Below are 15,115 nucleotides of genomic sequence, written 5' to 3'. Positions count from 1 at the left end.
TCCGGTGTCCCCCTCGTGGGTTGCTAGTCGCGGGCCGCGGTCAGGTGTTCCGCGTGTTCCTGGAGCGAGCGGACGCCGACGTCGCCGTGGCCGAGCGCCTCGATGCCCTGGACGGCGGCGGCGAGCGCCTGGACCGTGGTGAGGCACGGGACGGAGCGGGCGACCGCCGCCGTACGGATGTCGTAGCCGTCGAGGCGGCCACCGGTGCCGTACGGGGTGTTGACGATCAGGTCGACCTGACCGTCGTGGATCAGCTGGACGATCGTCTTCTCGCCGTTCGGGCCCTCGCCCTCGGACTGCTTGCGCACGATCGTGGCGTTGATGCCGTTGCGCTTGAGCACCTCCGCCGTGCCCGAGGTGGCCATCAGCTCGAAGCCGTGGGCGACCAGCTCGCGCGCCGGGAAGATCATCGAGCGCTTGTCGCGGTTGGCGACGGAGATGAAGGCGCGGCCCTTGGTGGGCAGCGGGCCGTAGGCGCCGGCCTGCGACTTGGCGTACGCCGTGCCGAAGACGGTGTCGATGCCCATGACCTCGCCGGTGGAGCGCATCTCCGGGCCGAGGACGGTGTCCACGCCGCGGCCCTGGATGTCGCGGAAGCGGGTCCACGGCATCACGGCCTCCTTGACGGAGATCGGCGCGTCGAGCGGCAGGGTGCCGCCGTCACCGGTCTTCGGGAGCAGCCCCTCCTCGCGCAGCTCGGCGATGGTGGCGCCGAGCGAGATGCGGGCGGCGGCCTTCGCCAGCGGTACGGCGGTCGCCTTCGACGTGAAGGGAACGGTCCGGGAGGCGCGCGGGTTGGCCTCGAGGACGTACAGGATGTCGCCGGCCATCGCGAACTGGATGTTGATCAGGCCGCGCACGCCGACGCCCTTGGCGATGGCCTCCGTGGAGGCGCGCAGGCGCTTGATGTCGAAGCCGCCGAGGGTGATCGGGGGCAGGGCGCAGGCCGAGTCGCCGGAGTGGATGCCGGCTTCCTCGATGTGCTCCATGACGCCGCCGAGGTACAGCTCGTGACCGTCGTAGAGGGCGTCGACGTCGATCTCGATGGCGTCGTCGAGGAAGCGGTCGACCAGGACCGGCCGGGTGGGGCTGATCTCGGTCGATTCGGCGATGTACGACTCCAGGCGGGTCTCGTCGTAGACGATCTCCATGCCGCGGCCGCCGAGCACGTACGAGGGGCGTACGAGGACGGGGTAGCCGATCTCGTCGGCGATGGCCTTGGCGCCGGCGAAGGTGGTCGCGGTGCCGTGCTTGGGGGCCGGGAGGCCCGCCTCGGCGAGGACCTGGCCGAAGGCACCGCGGTCCTCGGCGGCGTGGATGGCCTCCGGGGAGGTGCCGACGACCGGCACGCCGTTGTCCTTGAGCGCCTGGGAGAGGCCCAGGGGGGTCTGGCCGCCGAGCTGGACGACGACACCGGCGACGGGGCCGGCCAGCGTCTCGGCGTGCACGATCTCCAGGACGTCCTCGAGCGTCAGCGGCTCGAAGTACAGGCGGTCGGAGGTGTCGTAGTCGGTGGAGACGGTCTCCGGGTTGCAGTTGACCATCACGGTCTCGTAGCCGGCGTCGCTCAGGGCGAAGGAGGCGTGGACGCAGGAGTAGTCGAACTCGATGCCCTGGCCGATGCGGTTCGGGCCGGAACCCAGGATGATCACGGCGGGCTTGGTGCGCGGCGCGACCTCGCTCTCCTCGTCGTACGAGGAGTAGAAGTACGGGGTCTTGGCGGCGAACTCGGCGGCGCAGGTGTCGACCGTCTTGTAGACCGGGCGGACGCCGAGCGCGTGCCGGACCTCACGGACGACGTCCTCGCGCAGGCCGCGGATCTCGGCGATCTGGACGTCGGAGAAGCCGTGGCGCTTGGCCTCGGCGAGCAGCTCGGGGTGGAGCTTCTCGGCCTCGGCGAGCTCGTCGGCGATCTCCTTGATGAGGAAGAGCTGGTCGACGAACCACGGGTCGATCTTCGTGGCCTCGAAGACCTCCTCGGGGGTGGCCCCGGCGCGGATGGCCTGCATGACCGTGTTGATGCGGCCGTCGGTCGGGCGGACCGCCTCGCTGAGCAGCTCGGCCTTGTCGCCGGGCTCGCCGACGAAGGTGAACTGCGAGCCCTTCTTCTCCAGGGAGCGCAGGGCCTTCTGCAGCGCTTCGGTGAAGTTGCGGCCGATGGCCATGGCCTCGCCGACGGACTTCATGGTCGTGGTCAGCGTGGAGTCGGCCTGCGGGAACTTCTCGAAGGCGAATCGCGGGGCCTTGACGACGACGTAGTCGAGCGTTGGCTCGAAGGACGCCGGGGTCTTCTCCGTGATGTCGTTCGGGATCTCGTCCAGCGTGTAGCCGACGGCGAGACGCGCCGCGATCTTCGCGATCGGGAATCCGGTCGCCTTGGAGGCGAGGGCGGAGGAGCGGGAGACGCGCGGGTTCATCTCGATGACGATGATCCGGCCGTCGTCCGGGTTGACCGCGAACTGGATGTTGCAGCCGCCGGTGTCGACGCCGACCTCGCGGATGATCGCGATGCCGATGTCCCGCAGCCGCTGGTACTCGCGGTCGGTGAGGGTCATCGCCGGGGCGACGGTGATCGAGTCACCGGTGTGGACGCCCATCGGGTCGAAGTTCTCGATGGAGCAGACGACCACGACGTTGTCGTTCCGGTCGCGCATCAGCTCCAGCTCGTACTCCTTCCAGCCGAGGATGGACTCCTCCAGGAGCACCTCGGTGGTGGGAGAGAGCGTCAGGCCCTGGCCGGCGATGCGGCGCAGCTCGTCCTCGTCGTGGGCGAAGCCGGAGCCGGCGCCGCCCATCGTGAAGGAGGGGCGGACGACGACGGGGTAGCCGCCGAGCGTCTCGACGCCCTCGAGGACGTCGTCCATGGAGTGGCAGATGACCGAGCGGGCGGACTCGCCGTAACCGATCTTGGCCTTGACGGCCTCGACGACGCCCTTGAAGAGGTCGCGGTCCTCGCCCTTGTGGATGGCCTCCACGTTGGCGCCGATGAGCTCGACGCCGTACTTCTCCAGGACGCCCTGCTCGTGCATGGAGATCGCGGTGTTGAGCGCGGTCTGGCCGCCGAGGGTGGGCAGGAGGGCGTCGGGGCGCTCCTTGGCGATGATCTTCTCGACGAACTCGGGGGTGATCGGCTCGACGTAGGTGGCGTCGGCGATCTCCGGGTCGGTCATGATCGTGGCCGGGTTGGAGTTGACCAAGATCACCCGCAGGCCCTCGGCCTTGAGGATGCGGCAGGCCTGGGTGCCGGAGTAGTCGAACTCGGCGGCCTGGCCGATGACGATCGGGCCGGAGCCGATGACCAGGACGGACTGGATATCGGTGCGCTTAGGCACGCTCGGCCTCCATCAGGGATACGAAACGGTCGAAGAGGTACGCGGCGTCGTGCGGGCCCGCGGCCGCCTCGGGGTGGTACTGGACGGAGAAGGCCGGCTGGTCGAGCAGCTGGAGGCCTTCCACCACGTTGTCGTTCAGGCAGACGTGCGAGACCTCGGCACGCCCGAAGGGGGTCTCGGAGACCTTGTCGAGGGGCGCGTCGACGGCGAAGCCGTGGTTGTGCGCGGTGACCTCGACCTTGCCGGTCGTACGGTCCTGCACCGGCTGGTTGATGCCCCGGTGGCCGTACTTCAGCTTGTAGGTGCCGAAGCCGAGCGCGCGGCCGAGGATCTGGTTGCCGAAGCAGATGCCGAAGAGCGGGGTCCTGCGCTCCAGGACGGCCCGCATCACGGCGACGGGACCGTCGGCCGTGGCCGGGTCGCCGGGGCCGTTGGAGAAGAACACACCGTCGGGGTTGACGGCGTAGACGTCCTCGGCGGTCGCGGTGGCGGGCAGGACGTGGACCTCGATGCCGCGCTCGGCCATCCGGTGCGGGGTCATGCCCTTGATGCCGAGGTCGACGGCGGCGACGGTGAACTTCTTGGTGCCGATCGCGGGGACGACGTAGGTCTCCTTGGTGGCGACCTCGGCGGAGAGGTTCGCGCCCGTCATCTCGGGGGCCTGGCGGACCTCGGCGAGCATGGTGCCCTCGTCGGGCAGCGCCTGGCCGGAGAAGATGCCGACGCGCATGGCGCCGCTCTCGCGCAGGTGGCGGGTGAGGGCGCGGGTGTCGATGCCGGAGATGCCGACGACGCCCTGGGCGGCGAGCTCCTCGTCCAGCGAGCGCTTGGCGCGCCAGTTGGAGGTGACGCGCGCGGGGTCGCGGACGACGTAGCCGGAGACCCAGATGCGGGAGGACTCGGGGTCCTCGTCGTTGACGCCGGTGTTGCCGACGTGCGGGGCGGTCATCACGACCACCTGGCGGTGGTACGACGGGTCGGTCAGGGTCTCCTGGTAGCCGGTCATGCCGGTGGAGAACACGGCCTCGCCGAAGGTCTCCCCCACGGCCCCGTAGGCACGGCCGCGGAAGATGCGGCCGTCCTCCAGGACGAGTACGGCGGGAACTTTGCCGGTTCCCCGGGTGGAGGTCGTCATCGTGCGGTGCCTTCCGTCGTCTTGTTCATGCTGTTGAGGGTCTCGACCCAGGTGGCGTGTTCCGCCGCCCGGTCGGACCGGAAGCCGGAGTCGAGCAGCTTCTCGCCGTGCGCCCACGTGACGATCAGCAGCCCGCCCTCGGCGAGGACCTTGCCCGCGATGCCCTTGTCGAGCCGGGCCTCGCGCAGGGCCGCGGCCGGGATGAAGAAGTCGTTCGCCCCGGGGCGTACGACCTCGATCCCCGCGTCCGTGAGGGTGAGCTCCACGCGGCTGCGGACCCCGAGGCCGTGGGCGACGATCCGGTCGAGCCACTGCCCGGCCGTGGTCGAGCCGTGGTACCGGCCGCTGAGCTTCAGTGTCGCCTCACCGGCGGTCCCGGGCATTCCCGGCAGTTCGGGGAGGTCCGACTGGAGGCTGCCGCGCCACTTCCATCCCTGGCGCATCAGCCAGTAGACGAAGGCGATGAAGAGCAGGAGTCCCGCGACCCAGCCGATCCGTCCGGCCCAGTCGGTCACCTCCGCCGACTTCTTCTCGGCCTCGGCGGCCAGTTCGATGAGTGTCACGCCAGCTTCCCGTCGACGAGCGTTGCCCGGCCCCGCAGGAAGGTGTGGGTGACGCGTCCCGGCAGCTCGCGGCCCTCGTACGGGGTGTTGCGGCTGCGGGAGGCGAAGCCCGCGGGGTCCACGGGACCACGGTATGCCGGATCGACCAGGGTCAGGTTGGCGGGCTCACCTGCCGAGACGGGGCGTCCGTGGCCCTTGGCCCGCCCGATCTCGGCGGGCTTCACCGACATCCGGTCGGCGACGCCTGCCCAGTCGAGGAGTCCGGTCTCGACCATCGTCTGCTGGACGACGGAGAGCGCGGTCTCCAGGCCCACCATGCCCATGGCGGCCGCGGCCCACTCGCAGTCCTTGTCCTCGTGCGGGTGCGGGGCGTGGTCGGTGGCGACGATGTCGATCGTGCCGTCGGCCAGGGCCTCGCGCAGCGCCATCACGTCGCGCTCGGTGCGCAGCGGCGGGTTGACCTTGTAGACCGGGTTGTAGCTCCGGACCAGCTCGTCGGTGAGGAGGAGGTGGTGCGGGGTGACCTCGGCGGTGACGTCGATGCCGCGGGACTTGGCCCAGCGGACGATCTCGACGGAGCCGGCGGTGGAGAGGTGGCAGATGTGGACCCGGGAGCCGACGTGCTCGGCGAGGAGCACGTCACGGGCGATGATCGACTCCTCGGCGACGGCCGGCCAGCCGCCGAGCCCGAGCTCGGCGGAGACGACGCCCTCGTTCATCTGGGCGCCCTCGGTGAGGCGGGGCTCCTGGGCGTGCTGGGCGACGACGCCGCCGAAGGCCTTCACGTACTCCAGGGCGCGGCGCATGATCACGGCGTCGTCGACGCACTTGCCGTCGTCGGAGAAGACGGTGACGCCGGCGGCGGAGTCGTGCATGGCGCCGAGCTCGGCGAGCTTCTTGCCCTCCAGGCCGACGGTGACGGCGCCGATGGGCTGCACGTCGCAGTAGCCGGACTCCTTGCCGAGCCGGTAGACCTGCTCGACGACACCGGCGGTGTCGGCGACCGGGAAGGTGTTGGCCATCGCGAAGACGGCGGTGAAGCCGCCGGAGGCGGCGGCGCGGGTGCCGGTGAGGACGGTCTCGGAGTCCTCACGGCCCGGCTCACGCAGATGGGTGTGGAGGTCGACCAGGCCCGGCAGCAGGATCTGCCCGTCGGCCTCGATCACCGTCGCGCCCTCGGCGGACAGTCCCGTGCCGACCTCCGCGACGGTCTCGCCGTCGATCAGGACGTCCTGCGCCTCGCCGCCCAGCACCTTGGCACCGCGGATAAGAATCTTGCTCATGGTTACTTGCTCTCCTCGGTACGCGTGTGGCTGACGGCGGGCTCGTTGCCGCCCAGAAGCAGGTAGAGGACGGCCATCCGGACGGAGACGCCGTTGGCGACCTGCTCGATGACCGTGCAGCGGTCGGAGTCGGCGACCTCGGCGGTGATCTCCATGCCGCGAACCATCGGACCGGGGTGCATGACGATGGCGTGCTCGGGCATCCTCGCCATCCTGTCGCCGTCGAGCCCGTACCGCCGGGAGTACTCGCGCTCGGTCGGGAAGAAGGCCGCGTTCATCCGCTCGCGCTGCACACGCAGCATCATGACCGCGTCGGACTTCGGCAGCACGCTGTCGAGGTCGTAGCTGATGTCGCACGGCCAGGTCTCGACTCCGACCGGGACGAGCGTGGGCGGGGCCACCAGGGTGACCTCGGCGCCGAGGGTGTGCAGCAGGTCGACGTTGGAGCGGGCGACCCGGCTGTGCAGGACGTCTCCGACGATCGTGATGCGCTTGCCGGCGAGGTCCTGGCCGAGGCCGGCGTCGCGGCCGACGAGACGCCGGCGCATGGTGAAGGCGTCCAGCAGGGCCTGGGTGGGGTGCTGGTGGGTGCCGTCGCCCGCGTTGACGACGGGAGCGTCGATCCAGCCGGAGGTGGCGAGCCGGTAGGGGGCTCCGGAGGCGCCGTGACGGATGACGACGGCGTCGACGCCCATCGCCTCCAGGGTCTGCGCGGTGTCCTTGAGGGACTCGCCCTTGGAGACGCTGGAGCCCTTGGCCGCGAAGTTGATCACGTCGGCGGAGAGGCGCTTCTCGGCGGCCTCGAAGGAGATCCGGGTACGGGTGGAGTCCTCGAAGAAGAGGTTGCAGATGGTCCGGCCGCGCAGCGTGGGCAGCTTCTTGATCGGCCGGTCGGCGACCCGCGCCATCTCCTCGGCGGTGTCGAGGATGAGGACGGCGTCGTCGCGCGTGAGGTCGGCGGCCGAGATGAGGTGACGCATCATCGGGGTGTTCTCCGTGGTCGGGAGGTGGGGGGCCCAGGGGTGTGCAGGACCGCCCCGGCGGGGGCGGGCGCGCAGGGGTGTGCCCTGGACCCGTCGGGAAGCCGGACCGGCTAGGCGGTGGTCCTGCTGCCGAGCAGCACGGTGTCGCGACCGTCCTCCTCGGCGAGCTGGACCTTGACCGTCTCGCGCAGCGACGTGGGGAGGTTCTTGCCGACGTAGTCGGCACGGATCGGGAGTTCGCGGTGACCGCGGTCGACGAGGACCGCGAGCTGGACGGCCCTGGGGCGGCCGATGTCGCCGAGCGCGTCGAGCGCGGCGCGGATCGTACGGCCGGAGAAGAGCACGTCGTCGACGAGGACGACCAGCCGGCCGTCGACGCCGTCACCGGGGATCTCGGTGCGGCCGATGGCGCGGGCGGGCTTCATCCGCAGGTCGTCGCGGTACATGGTGATGTCGAGCGAGCCGACCGGGACCTTGCGTCCGGTGATCTCGGCGAGTTTGTCGGCCAGCCGACGGGCGAGGAAGACGCCACGCGTCGGGATGCCGAGGAGGACCACGTCGTCGGCGCCCTTGGCGCGCTCGACGATCTCGTGGGCGATGCGGGTCAGGACCCGCGCGATGTCGGGGCCCTCGAGAACCGGGCGTGCCGCATCGGTGTGCTGCTGTGCGTCCATAAGAAACGGACCTCCTTCTCCGCCTCACGGGACGGACCTTAAAGGACGTCGGATTTGCGCCCTCGACTCTACCAGGGGCGGGTGACCGCCCTGCTCACCACCCTGCCGCCACTCCGGGCGCCGTCCCCCGGGAGGGGGCGGTATGGACCATTCGGCTTGACGGAGGAGAGTAACGCTGCGTAACCTCACAGTGAGTTACCAGCCAGGCGGCGGAGCCGCACGTTGTCTACAGCGTCCAGCGTCCGGGGAGCTATATGTCCAGCGAATACGCAAAGCAGCTCGGGGCCAAGCTCCGTGCCATCCGCACCCAGCAGGGCCTTTCCCTCCACGGTGTGGAAGAGAAGTCCCAGGGCCGCTGGAAGGCCGTCGTGGTCGGCTCGTACGAGCGTGGTGACCGTGCAGTGACGGTGCAGCGCCTCGCCGAGCTGGCGGACTTCTACGGCGTCCCCGTGCAGGAGCTCCTGCCGGGCACGACCCCGGGCGGGGCCGCCGAGCCGCCGCCGAAGCTCGTGCTCGACCTGGAGCGGCTTGCCCACGTCCCGCAGGAGAAGGCCGGCCCGCTGCAGCGCTACGCGGCGACGATCCAGTCGCAGCGTGGTGACTACAACGGCAAGGTCCTGTCGATCCGCCAGGACGACCTGCGCACGCTCGCGGTCATCTACGACCAGTCGCCCTCGGTTCTGACCGAGCAGCTGATCAGCTGGGGCGTCCTGGACGCGGACGCGCGCCGCGCGGTCGCCCACGAGGAGAGCTGAGCGAGAACTCAGCAGAAACGTTGCCGCCGGGGCGCGGAGGGCCTGAGAGCCTTCCGTGCCCCGGCGGTTTCTCTGTGTCCCGAGGGGGCTTCCGGAGGCCCGGGGGGCTATGGCGGTCACTGGAGCCGGAGGCAGGACCCGGACACGGCGAAGGGGCCCGCAGCACGATGTGCTGCGGGCCCCTTCGACTGCCGGAGGCCGTCTCTCAGGCGTCCCGGCGCAGGCGCGGCTTCAGGTCCTTGAAGCGCGCCAGAAGGCCGTTGACGAAGGTCGGCGACTCGTCCGTGGAGAACTCCTTGGCGAGCTGCACCGCCTCGTCGATCGCCACGGCGTCCGGGGTCTCGTCGAGCCAGATCAGCTCGTACGCGCCGAGGCGCACGATGTTCCGGTCGGCGACCGGCATCCGGTCCAGGTCCCAGTCCACCGCATAGGTGGCGATGAGCTCGTCGATCCGGTTCGCGTGGTCCGCGTACCCCTCGACCAGCACCATCGTGAACTCGTTGACCGGCGGCTGGCGGTCGTCGGACCGTGCGTGCCGAACCCAGTCCGCGAGCACCTGCTGCACGGACGCACCGCGCTGGTCGGCCTCGAAGAGGATCTGGAAGGCGCGCTTACGGGCCTTGCTGCGGGCAGCCACGGTTAGTCGTTCACCCGGCCGAGGTAGTCGCTGCTGCGGGTGTCGACCTTGATCTTCTCACCGGTGGTGATGAAGAGCGGGACCTGGATCTCGTGGCCGGTCTCCAGCGTGGCGGGCTTGGTGCCACCGGTGGAGCGGTCGCCCTGGACGCCCGGGTCCGTGTGCTGGATGGTCAGCACGACGGCGGCGGGGAGCTCGACGTAGAGCACCGAGCCCTCGTGCTGGGCGACCGAGGCGGTGAAGCCCTCGATCAGGAAGTTGGCGGCGTCGCCGACGGCCTTGCGGTCGACGTGCAGCTGGTCGTAGGTCTCCATGTCCATGAAGACGAAGTAGTCGCCGTCCATGTAGGAGAACTGCATGTCGCGGCGGTCGATGGTGGCCGTGTCGACCTTCACGCCCGCGTTGAAGGTCTTGTCGACGACCTTGCCGGACAGCACGTTCTTGAGCTTGGTGCGCACGAAGGCCGGGCCCTTGCCGGGCTTGACGTGCTGGAACTCGACGACGGACCAGAGCTGGCCGCCTTCGAGCTTGAGCACCATGCCGTTCTTGAGGTCGTTCGTGGAAGCCACGGTTGCGGAATCTCCTGGACTGACGTGGACCGGGGAGGCGTACGCGCCCTACAGCGCGAGCAGCTCCTTGGTCGTAATGGTGAGTAGCTCGGGTCCGCCGTCCGCCTCCTGGCGCACGACGAGCGTGTCATCGATCCGGACCCCGCCCCGGCCCGGGAGGTGGACCCCCGGTTCGACGGTGACCGGCACACAAGCGTCCAGTTTACCCATGGCCGCGGGTGCGAGCTGCGGGTCCTCGTCGATATCGAGCCCGACACCGTGCCCGGTGACCGGCGAAACGGCCTCACCGTGCCCCGCCGCGTCCAGGATCTGGCGTGCCGCGCGGTCCACGTCGCGGAACTCGGTACCGGGGGCGAGGGACTCCCGTCCGGCCCGCTGAGCGGCGAAGACGAGGTCGTAGAGCTCGATCTGCCAGTCCGCGGGGGTGGTACCGATGACGAACGTACGGCCGATCTCGCAACGGTAGCCGCGGTAGTTGGCGCCGAGGCAGACGGAGAGGAAATCTCCCTCCTCGACCCGACGGTCGGAGGGCTTGTGGCCGCCGCGCCCGGAGTTGGGGCCGGTGCCCACGGACGTCGGGAAGGCCGCGCCGTCCGCGCCGTGGTCGACGAGCCGGCGCTCCAGCTCCAGGGCGAGATGCCGCTCGGTCCGCCCCACGAGGATGGATTCGAGCAGCTCGCCCAGCGCCTGGTCGGCGATCTCGGCGGCGATCCGCAGACAGGCGATCTCGTCCTCGTCCTTCACGATCCTCAACTGCTCGACGGCTCCGCCGAGGTCGGCGAGCCGGAGCTGCGGGGCGACCGAGCCCATCGCCCTGTGACGGGCGACGGTCAGATGGTGCTCCTCGACGGCGAGGGCGTCCGCGCGCGCCTTGGCCGCGATGCCGACGGCCGCGACCGCCGGATCCCCTCCGGCGGCGGGCAGCACCGTCTGGCAGAGCAGCTCGTCGAGCCGCCCGTCGGCCGGATCGGCACCCGGTGCGGTCGGACAGAGCAGCACATCCTCGTCCGGGCCGAGCAGGAGTACGGCACCGGGCGGCGAACCGCCCGCGAGATAGCGGACGTTGGCGGGGCGGGAGACCAGGGCCGCCGGGCTGCCCGCTGCCGCGCACCGGTCGCGCAGCCGCGCACGGCGGTCCGCATACACCTGTGACATGTTCCGAGCCTACGAGCAGCCGGGCGTCCCGGCCCGCTCAGCGCGGCCGACCGGGCCACGGGCGGGCCGCCGAGGCCCGTCCCCGAGCGGGCCGGGCCAGGGAGCGGGCCGGCTCAGGGCCCGGGTCACCAGGCCGGCGGGCTCGCGATGGAACGGGCCAGGACCTCGTCGAGGACACGGGCGGTGGTCTCGACGTCGTACGTGGAGTTGTCGATGATCGGCAGGCCGGAGCCGTACCAGCCCGCCATCCGGCCGTGTATGGACGCGACCTCCTCGTCCGACAGACGCCGGTTGCCGCTGCGCTCGGCGTTCCGCTCCAGGACGATCTCCAGACCGGGCAGCAGGACGACCGGAAGCAGCCCGGGGCCCACGTGCCGCTTCCAGCCGCCGAGGCCCACGACGGGACGGTCCGGGAAGACGGCGTCGTCGAGGATGCAGGAGATGCCGTTGGCCAGGAAGTTCCGGGCGGCGAAGCCGCACGTGCGCCGGGCCAGGCGGTACTGGGCCTCGGAGTGCTCGTTCCAGCCCGACTGCGGGTCGGCGAAACCGGAGCAGACCCATTCGCGGACGTCGTCGAGGCTGATGTGCGCGGTCGGGACGCGACGGCTCTGCGCCCAGTGACGGGCGACGGTCGTCTTGCCGGCGCCCGCGGGGCCGATCAGCAGCACGGCGAGGGTCGCCGTTCCGGTGCCGGGTTCGGCGGGCGGCGCGGAGGGGACGGGGACGGGCGGCAGGGGCACCTGCCCGGTGATGTCACGCGGCGGGGAACCCGGCTGCCCGGAAGGCACCGGTACGCCTCCGGGGCCCCAGCCGGGGGCCTGCGGCGGCGAGTACGGGGCGGCCGCGCCGGGCGCCTGCGGGGCCGGCGGCGGTATCGACGGTCCCGGCGGAGGTCCCGGCGGGGCGGCGTGCGGCTGTGCGGGGGGCTGAGGCGCCGGATGACCGCCCTGCGGTGCGGGCGGCACGGGAGGTACGGGCGGCCGGCCCGCGCCGGGCGTCCACCCCGAGGGGTCGGGCGGCAACGGAGCCCCCACTGCGTGCTGCATCCGGTGCCACTCCGTCTCGTACGGCCGATACTTCCGGGTACGTTACCGCCCCCGGCCCCCACAGGGGGAACGGCCGGGGGCGGAAAAGGGTGCCCTGCCTGCTACTTCGGCCGGGCGGGAACCGTCGATCGCGCCGTCAGTCGGCCAACTCCTCGGCCAGAGCCCGCAGGGCCAGCCGGTAGGAGCCGATACCGAACCCGGCGACGGTCCCGGTCGCCACCGCGGCGACGACCGACGTGTGCCGGAACTCCTCACGGGTGTACGGGTTCGAGATGTGCACCTCGATCAGCGGAGCGGTCCGCTGGGCGGCCGCGTCGCGCATCCCGTACGAGTAGTGGGTGAACGCGCCCGGGTTGAGGACGACCGGGATCGAACGGTCCGCCGCGTCGTGGAGCCAGCGGATCATCTCGCCCTCGTCGTTGGTCTCCCGGACCTCCACGTCGAAGCCGAGCTGCTCGCCGAGGGCCCGGCAGGACTCCACCAGGCCCTTGTACGACGTGGCGCCGTAGATGTCGGGTTCGCGGGAGCCCAGCCGGCCGAGGTTCGGGCCGTTCAGGACGAGGACGTGCCGGGGGTCGCTCACGCGGACACCTCGCCGTAGGCGGCGACGAGGACGGCGGGGTCGGGGCCTTCGAGCACGGTGGGCTTGGCCAGGCCGTCGAGGACGATGAACCGGAGCAGGTCGCCCCGCGACTTCTTGTCGACCTTCATCGTCTCCAGCAGCTTGGGCCACTGGTCGCCGCGGTAGGTGAGCGGCAGGCCGACGGACTCCAGGACGGCGCGGTGCCGGTCGGCGGTCGCGTCGTCCAGACGCCCGGCCAGACGCCCCAGCTCGGCGGCGAACACCATGCCGACCGAGACGGCGGCGCCGTGACGCCACTTGTAGCGCTCGTTCTTCTCGATCGCGTGGGCCAGGGTGTGGCCGTAGTTGAGGATCTCCCGGCGGCCCGACTCCTTCAGGTCACCGGAGACGACCTCGGCCTTGACCTCGATCGAGCGGACGATCAGCTCGGCGGTGTGCGGGCCGGCGGGGGTACGGGCTGCCTGCGGGTCGGCCTCGATCAGGTCGAGGATCACCGGGTCGGCGATGAAGCCGGCCTTGATGATCTCCGCGAGGCCGCTCACGTAGTCGTTGACCGGCAGGGAGTCCAGCGCGGCCAGGTCGCAGAGGACCCCGGCCGGCGGGTGGAAGGCGCCGACGAGGTTCTTGCCCTCGGCGGTGTTGATGCCCGTCTTCCCGCCGACGGCCGCGTCCACCATCGCGAGAACCGTCGTCGGCACCGCGATCCAGCGGACCCCGCGCAGCCAGGTCGCGGCCACGAAGCCCGCGAGGTCGGTGGTGGCTCCCCCGCCGACACCGACGACGACGTCGGTGCGGGTGAAGTTGGACTGGCCGAGCGCCTTCCAGCAGTACGCGGCCACCTCGGCGGTCTTGGCCTCCTCCGCGTTCGGCACCTGGATGGCGATGGCCTCGTAGCCCTGCTCGGCCAGGTCCTCGCGCAGCGCCTCACCGGTCCCGGCGAGAGCCTCGGGGTGGATCACCGCGACCCGCTTCGCCTTCGTCCCGATCAGCGCGCCCAGCTCACCCAGCAGCTGCCGCCCGACCAGCACCTCGTACGCGTCGTGCCCGGCGCTCGCGCCGACCTGGATCCGCGTCACCTGGTCTGTCATACGTCCTTCAACTCCAGAGCGTCGAGGACCGCCTGGGCGACCTCTTCGGGTGTGCGGTCGTCGGTGGCCACGACGACCCGCGCGACTTCGGTGTACAGGTGGCGCCTGGCCTCCATCAGCTCGCGCCACTGGCGGCGCGGGTTGACGGCGAGCAGCGGGCGGGCGGCGCCGAGGCCCACGCGCCGTACGGCTTCCTCCACGTCCATCGACAGATAGGCGACGGGGAGGCCGGCCAGGAGGGTGCGGGTGTTCTCGTCGAGGACGGCACCGCCGCCGAGGGCGAGGACTCCGGTGTGCTCGGCGACGGCGGTGGCGACCGCCTGCCGCTCCAGCTCACGGAAGTACGACTCGCCCTCGTCGACGAAGATGTCGGAGATCTCCCGGCCCTGCGTCGCGACGATGTCCGCGTCGGTGTCCCGGTAGGAGACGCCGAGCCGCCCGGCGAGCAGGGCGCCCACCGTGGACTTGCCGGACCCCATGGGGCCGACGAGGACGACCAGCGGGCCGCCCGTCACCGGATCTGCAGGTTGTCGAGGTACGAGCGCACGTTGCGGCGGGTCTCGGGCACGGAGTCGCCGCCGAACTTCTCGACCACCGCGTCCGCGAGCACCAGCGCGACCATGGCCTCGGCCACGATCCCCGCGGCCGGGACGGCGCAGACGTCGGAGCGCTGGTGGTGGGCCTGGGCGGCCTCTCCGGTCGCGACGTCGACGGTGGCGAGCGCGCGCGGGACGGTCGCGATCGGCTTCATCGCGGCGCGGACGCGGAGCAGCTCACCGGTGGTCAGGCCACCCTCCGTACCACCGGAGCGGCCGGAGGTGCGCTTGATGCCGTCCTCGGTGCGCACGATCTCGTCGTGGGCCTGCGAACCGGGCACGCGAGCGAGCTCGAAGCCGTCACCGACCTCGACGCCCTTGATCGCCTGGATGCCCATGAGCGCGGCGGCGAGCCGCGCGTCGAGCCGACGGTCCCAGTGGACGTGGGACCCGAGCCCGACCGGAACCCCGTAGGCCAGGACCTCCACCACGCCACCCAGGGTGTCGCCGTCCTTGTGGGCCTGATCGATCTCCGCGACCATCGCCTTCGACGCGTCCGCGTCCAGGCACCGCACCGGATCGGCGTCGAGCTTCTCGACGTCGGCGGGGGTCGGGTACACGCCGTACGGAGCCTTCGCCGCGGCCAGCTCCACCACGTGCGAGACGATCTCGATCCCGGCCGCCTCCTTGAGGAAGGAGCGGGCGATGGCACCGAGGGCGACCCGCGCCGCGGTCTCCCGCGCCGAAGCACGCTCCAGGATCGGCCGGGCCTCGTC

General features: G+C 71.2%; 15 protein-coding genes. 1 reads left to right on the top strand and 14 read right to left on the bottom strand.

The annotated features are described in order from the left end of the window. Nucleotides 1–23: 23 nt before the first annotated feature. The 6 genes from carB to pyrR all read right to left on the bottom strand — a co-directional run bounded on the left by carB (nucleotide 24) and on the right by pyrR (nucleotide 7,970). Nucleotides 24–3,332: a carbamoyl-phosphate synthase large subunit gene (gene carB, locus ACZ3IJ_RS31020; RefSeq protein WP_467473573.1), complete on the bottom strand. Its 3,309-nt coding sequence runs from the start codon at nucleotides 3,330–3,332 to the stop codon at nucleotides 24–26. After that, nucleotides 3,325–4,467 (bottom strand): glutamine-hydrolyzing carbamoyl-phosphate synthase small subunit, encoded by a 1,143-nt coding sequence (carA, locus tag ACZ3IJ_RS31015; RefSeq protein WP_467473571.1) that lies wholly within the window; start codon nucleotides 4,465–4,467, stop codon nucleotides 3,325–3,327. The genes carB and carA overlap by 8 nt, the downstream gene beginning before the upstream one ends. After that, complete coding sequence (locus tag ACZ3IJ_RS31010; RefSeq protein WP_467473570.1) at nucleotides 4,464–5,030, bottom strand: PH-like domain-containing protein; 567 nt, start codon at nucleotides 5,028–5,030, stop codon at nucleotides 4,464–4,466. The genes carA and ACZ3IJ_RS31010 overlap by 4 nt, the downstream gene beginning before the upstream one ends. After that, complete coding sequence (locus tag ACZ3IJ_RS31005) at nucleotides 5,027–6,313, bottom strand: dihydroorotase (RefSeq protein WP_467473568.1); 1,287 nt, start codon at nucleotides 6,311–6,313, stop codon at nucleotides 5,027–5,029. The genes ACZ3IJ_RS31010 and ACZ3IJ_RS31005 overlap by 4 nt, the downstream gene beginning before the upstream one ends. A 2-nt stretch (nucleotides 6,314–6,315) precedes the next feature. Further along, on the bottom strand, nucleotides 6,316–7,296 hold the full coding sequence (locus ACZ3IJ_RS31000) for an aspartate carbamoyltransferase catalytic subunit (protein WP_467473566.1): 981 nt from the start codon (nucleotides 7,294–7,296) through the stop codon (nucleotides 6,316–6,318). Nucleotides 7,297–7,406: 110 nt separating this feature from the next. Next, complete coding sequence (pyrR, locus tag ACZ3IJ_RS30995) at nucleotides 7,407–7,970, bottom strand: bifunctional pyr operon transcriptional regulator/uracil phosphoribosyltransferase PyrR (RefSeq protein ID WP_467473564.1); 564 nt, start codon at nucleotides 7,968–7,970, stop codon at nucleotides 7,407–7,409. Nucleotides 7,971–8,224: 254 nt separating this feature from the next. On the opposite strand from pyrR, the gene bldD reads away from it, so the two are divergent. Next, nucleotides 8,225–8,725 (top strand): transcriptional regulator BldD, encoded by a 501-nt coding sequence (bldD, locus tag ACZ3IJ_RS30990; RefSeq protein ID WP_005319862.1) that lies wholly within the window; start codon nucleotides 8,225–8,227, stop codon nucleotides 8,723–8,725. Nucleotides 8,726–8,930: 205 nt separating this feature from the next. Here the strand turns inward: bldD and nusB are convergent, their stop codons facing one another. The 8 genes from nusB to aroC all read right to left on the bottom strand — a co-directional run. Then, nucleotides 8,931–9,362: a transcription antitermination factor NusB gene (gene nusB, locus ACZ3IJ_RS30985; RefSeq protein WP_352186558.1), complete on the bottom strand. Its 432-nt coding sequence runs from the start codon at nucleotides 9,360–9,362 to the stop codon at nucleotides 8,931–8,933. A gap of 2 nt (nucleotides 9,363–9,364) precedes the next feature. Then, entirely contained in the window at nucleotides 9,365–9,931 is a 567-nt protein-coding gene (gene efp, locus ACZ3IJ_RS30980; protein ID WP_260231136.1) for an elongation factor P, read from the bottom strand. Between the two features lie 48 nt (nucleotides 9,932–9,979). Next, a complete protein-coding gene (locus ACZ3IJ_RS30975; protein ID WP_467473561.1) occupies nucleotides 9,980–11,086 on the bottom strand; it encodes a M24 family metallopeptidase in 1,107 nt (368 codons plus the stop codon). Nucleotides 11,087–11,211: 125 nt separating this feature from the next. Then, nucleotides 11,212–12,132: a P-loop nucleotide/nucleoside kinase family protein gene (locus ACZ3IJ_RS30970; RefSeq protein ID WP_467473559.1), complete on the bottom strand. Its 921-nt coding sequence runs from the start codon at nucleotides 12,130–12,132 to the stop codon at nucleotides 11,212–11,214. A gap of 136 nt (nucleotides 12,133–12,268) precedes the next feature. Then, on the bottom strand, nucleotides 12,269–12,715 hold the full coding sequence (aroQ, locus tag ACZ3IJ_RS30965; protein ID WP_467473558.1) for a type II 3-dehydroquinate dehydratase: 447 nt from the start codon (nucleotides 12,713–12,715) through the stop codon (nucleotides 12,269–12,271). Continuing rightward, nucleotides 12,712–13,803 (bottom strand): 3-dehydroquinate synthase, encoded by a 1,092-nt coding sequence (aroB, locus tag ACZ3IJ_RS30960; RefSeq protein WP_467473556.1) that lies wholly within the window; start codon nucleotides 13,801–13,803, stop codon nucleotides 12,712–12,714. The genes aroQ and aroB overlap by 4 nt, the downstream gene beginning before the upstream one ends. Continuing rightward, the gene (locus ACZ3IJ_RS30955; protein WP_467473554.1) at nucleotides 13,800–14,318 is read right to left on the bottom strand and encodes a shikimate kinase; all 519 of its coding nucleotides are present in this window, start codon (nucleotides 14,316–14,318) and stop codon (nucleotides 13,800–13,802) included. Before ACZ3IJ_RS30955 ends, aroB begins: the two co-directional genes overlap by 4 nt. Then, nucleotides 14,315–15,115: chorismate synthase (gene aroC, locus ACZ3IJ_RS30950; RefSeq protein WP_467473552.1), on the bottom strand; the 801-nt coding region annotated here is incomplete at its 5' end. The genes aroC and ACZ3IJ_RS30955, both read right to left, overlap by 4 nt.

It is taken from the genome of Streptomyces sp. NPDC013317 (assembly GCF_055563155.1).
This window is presented reverse-complemented; position numbering and strand designations above follow the sequence as displayed.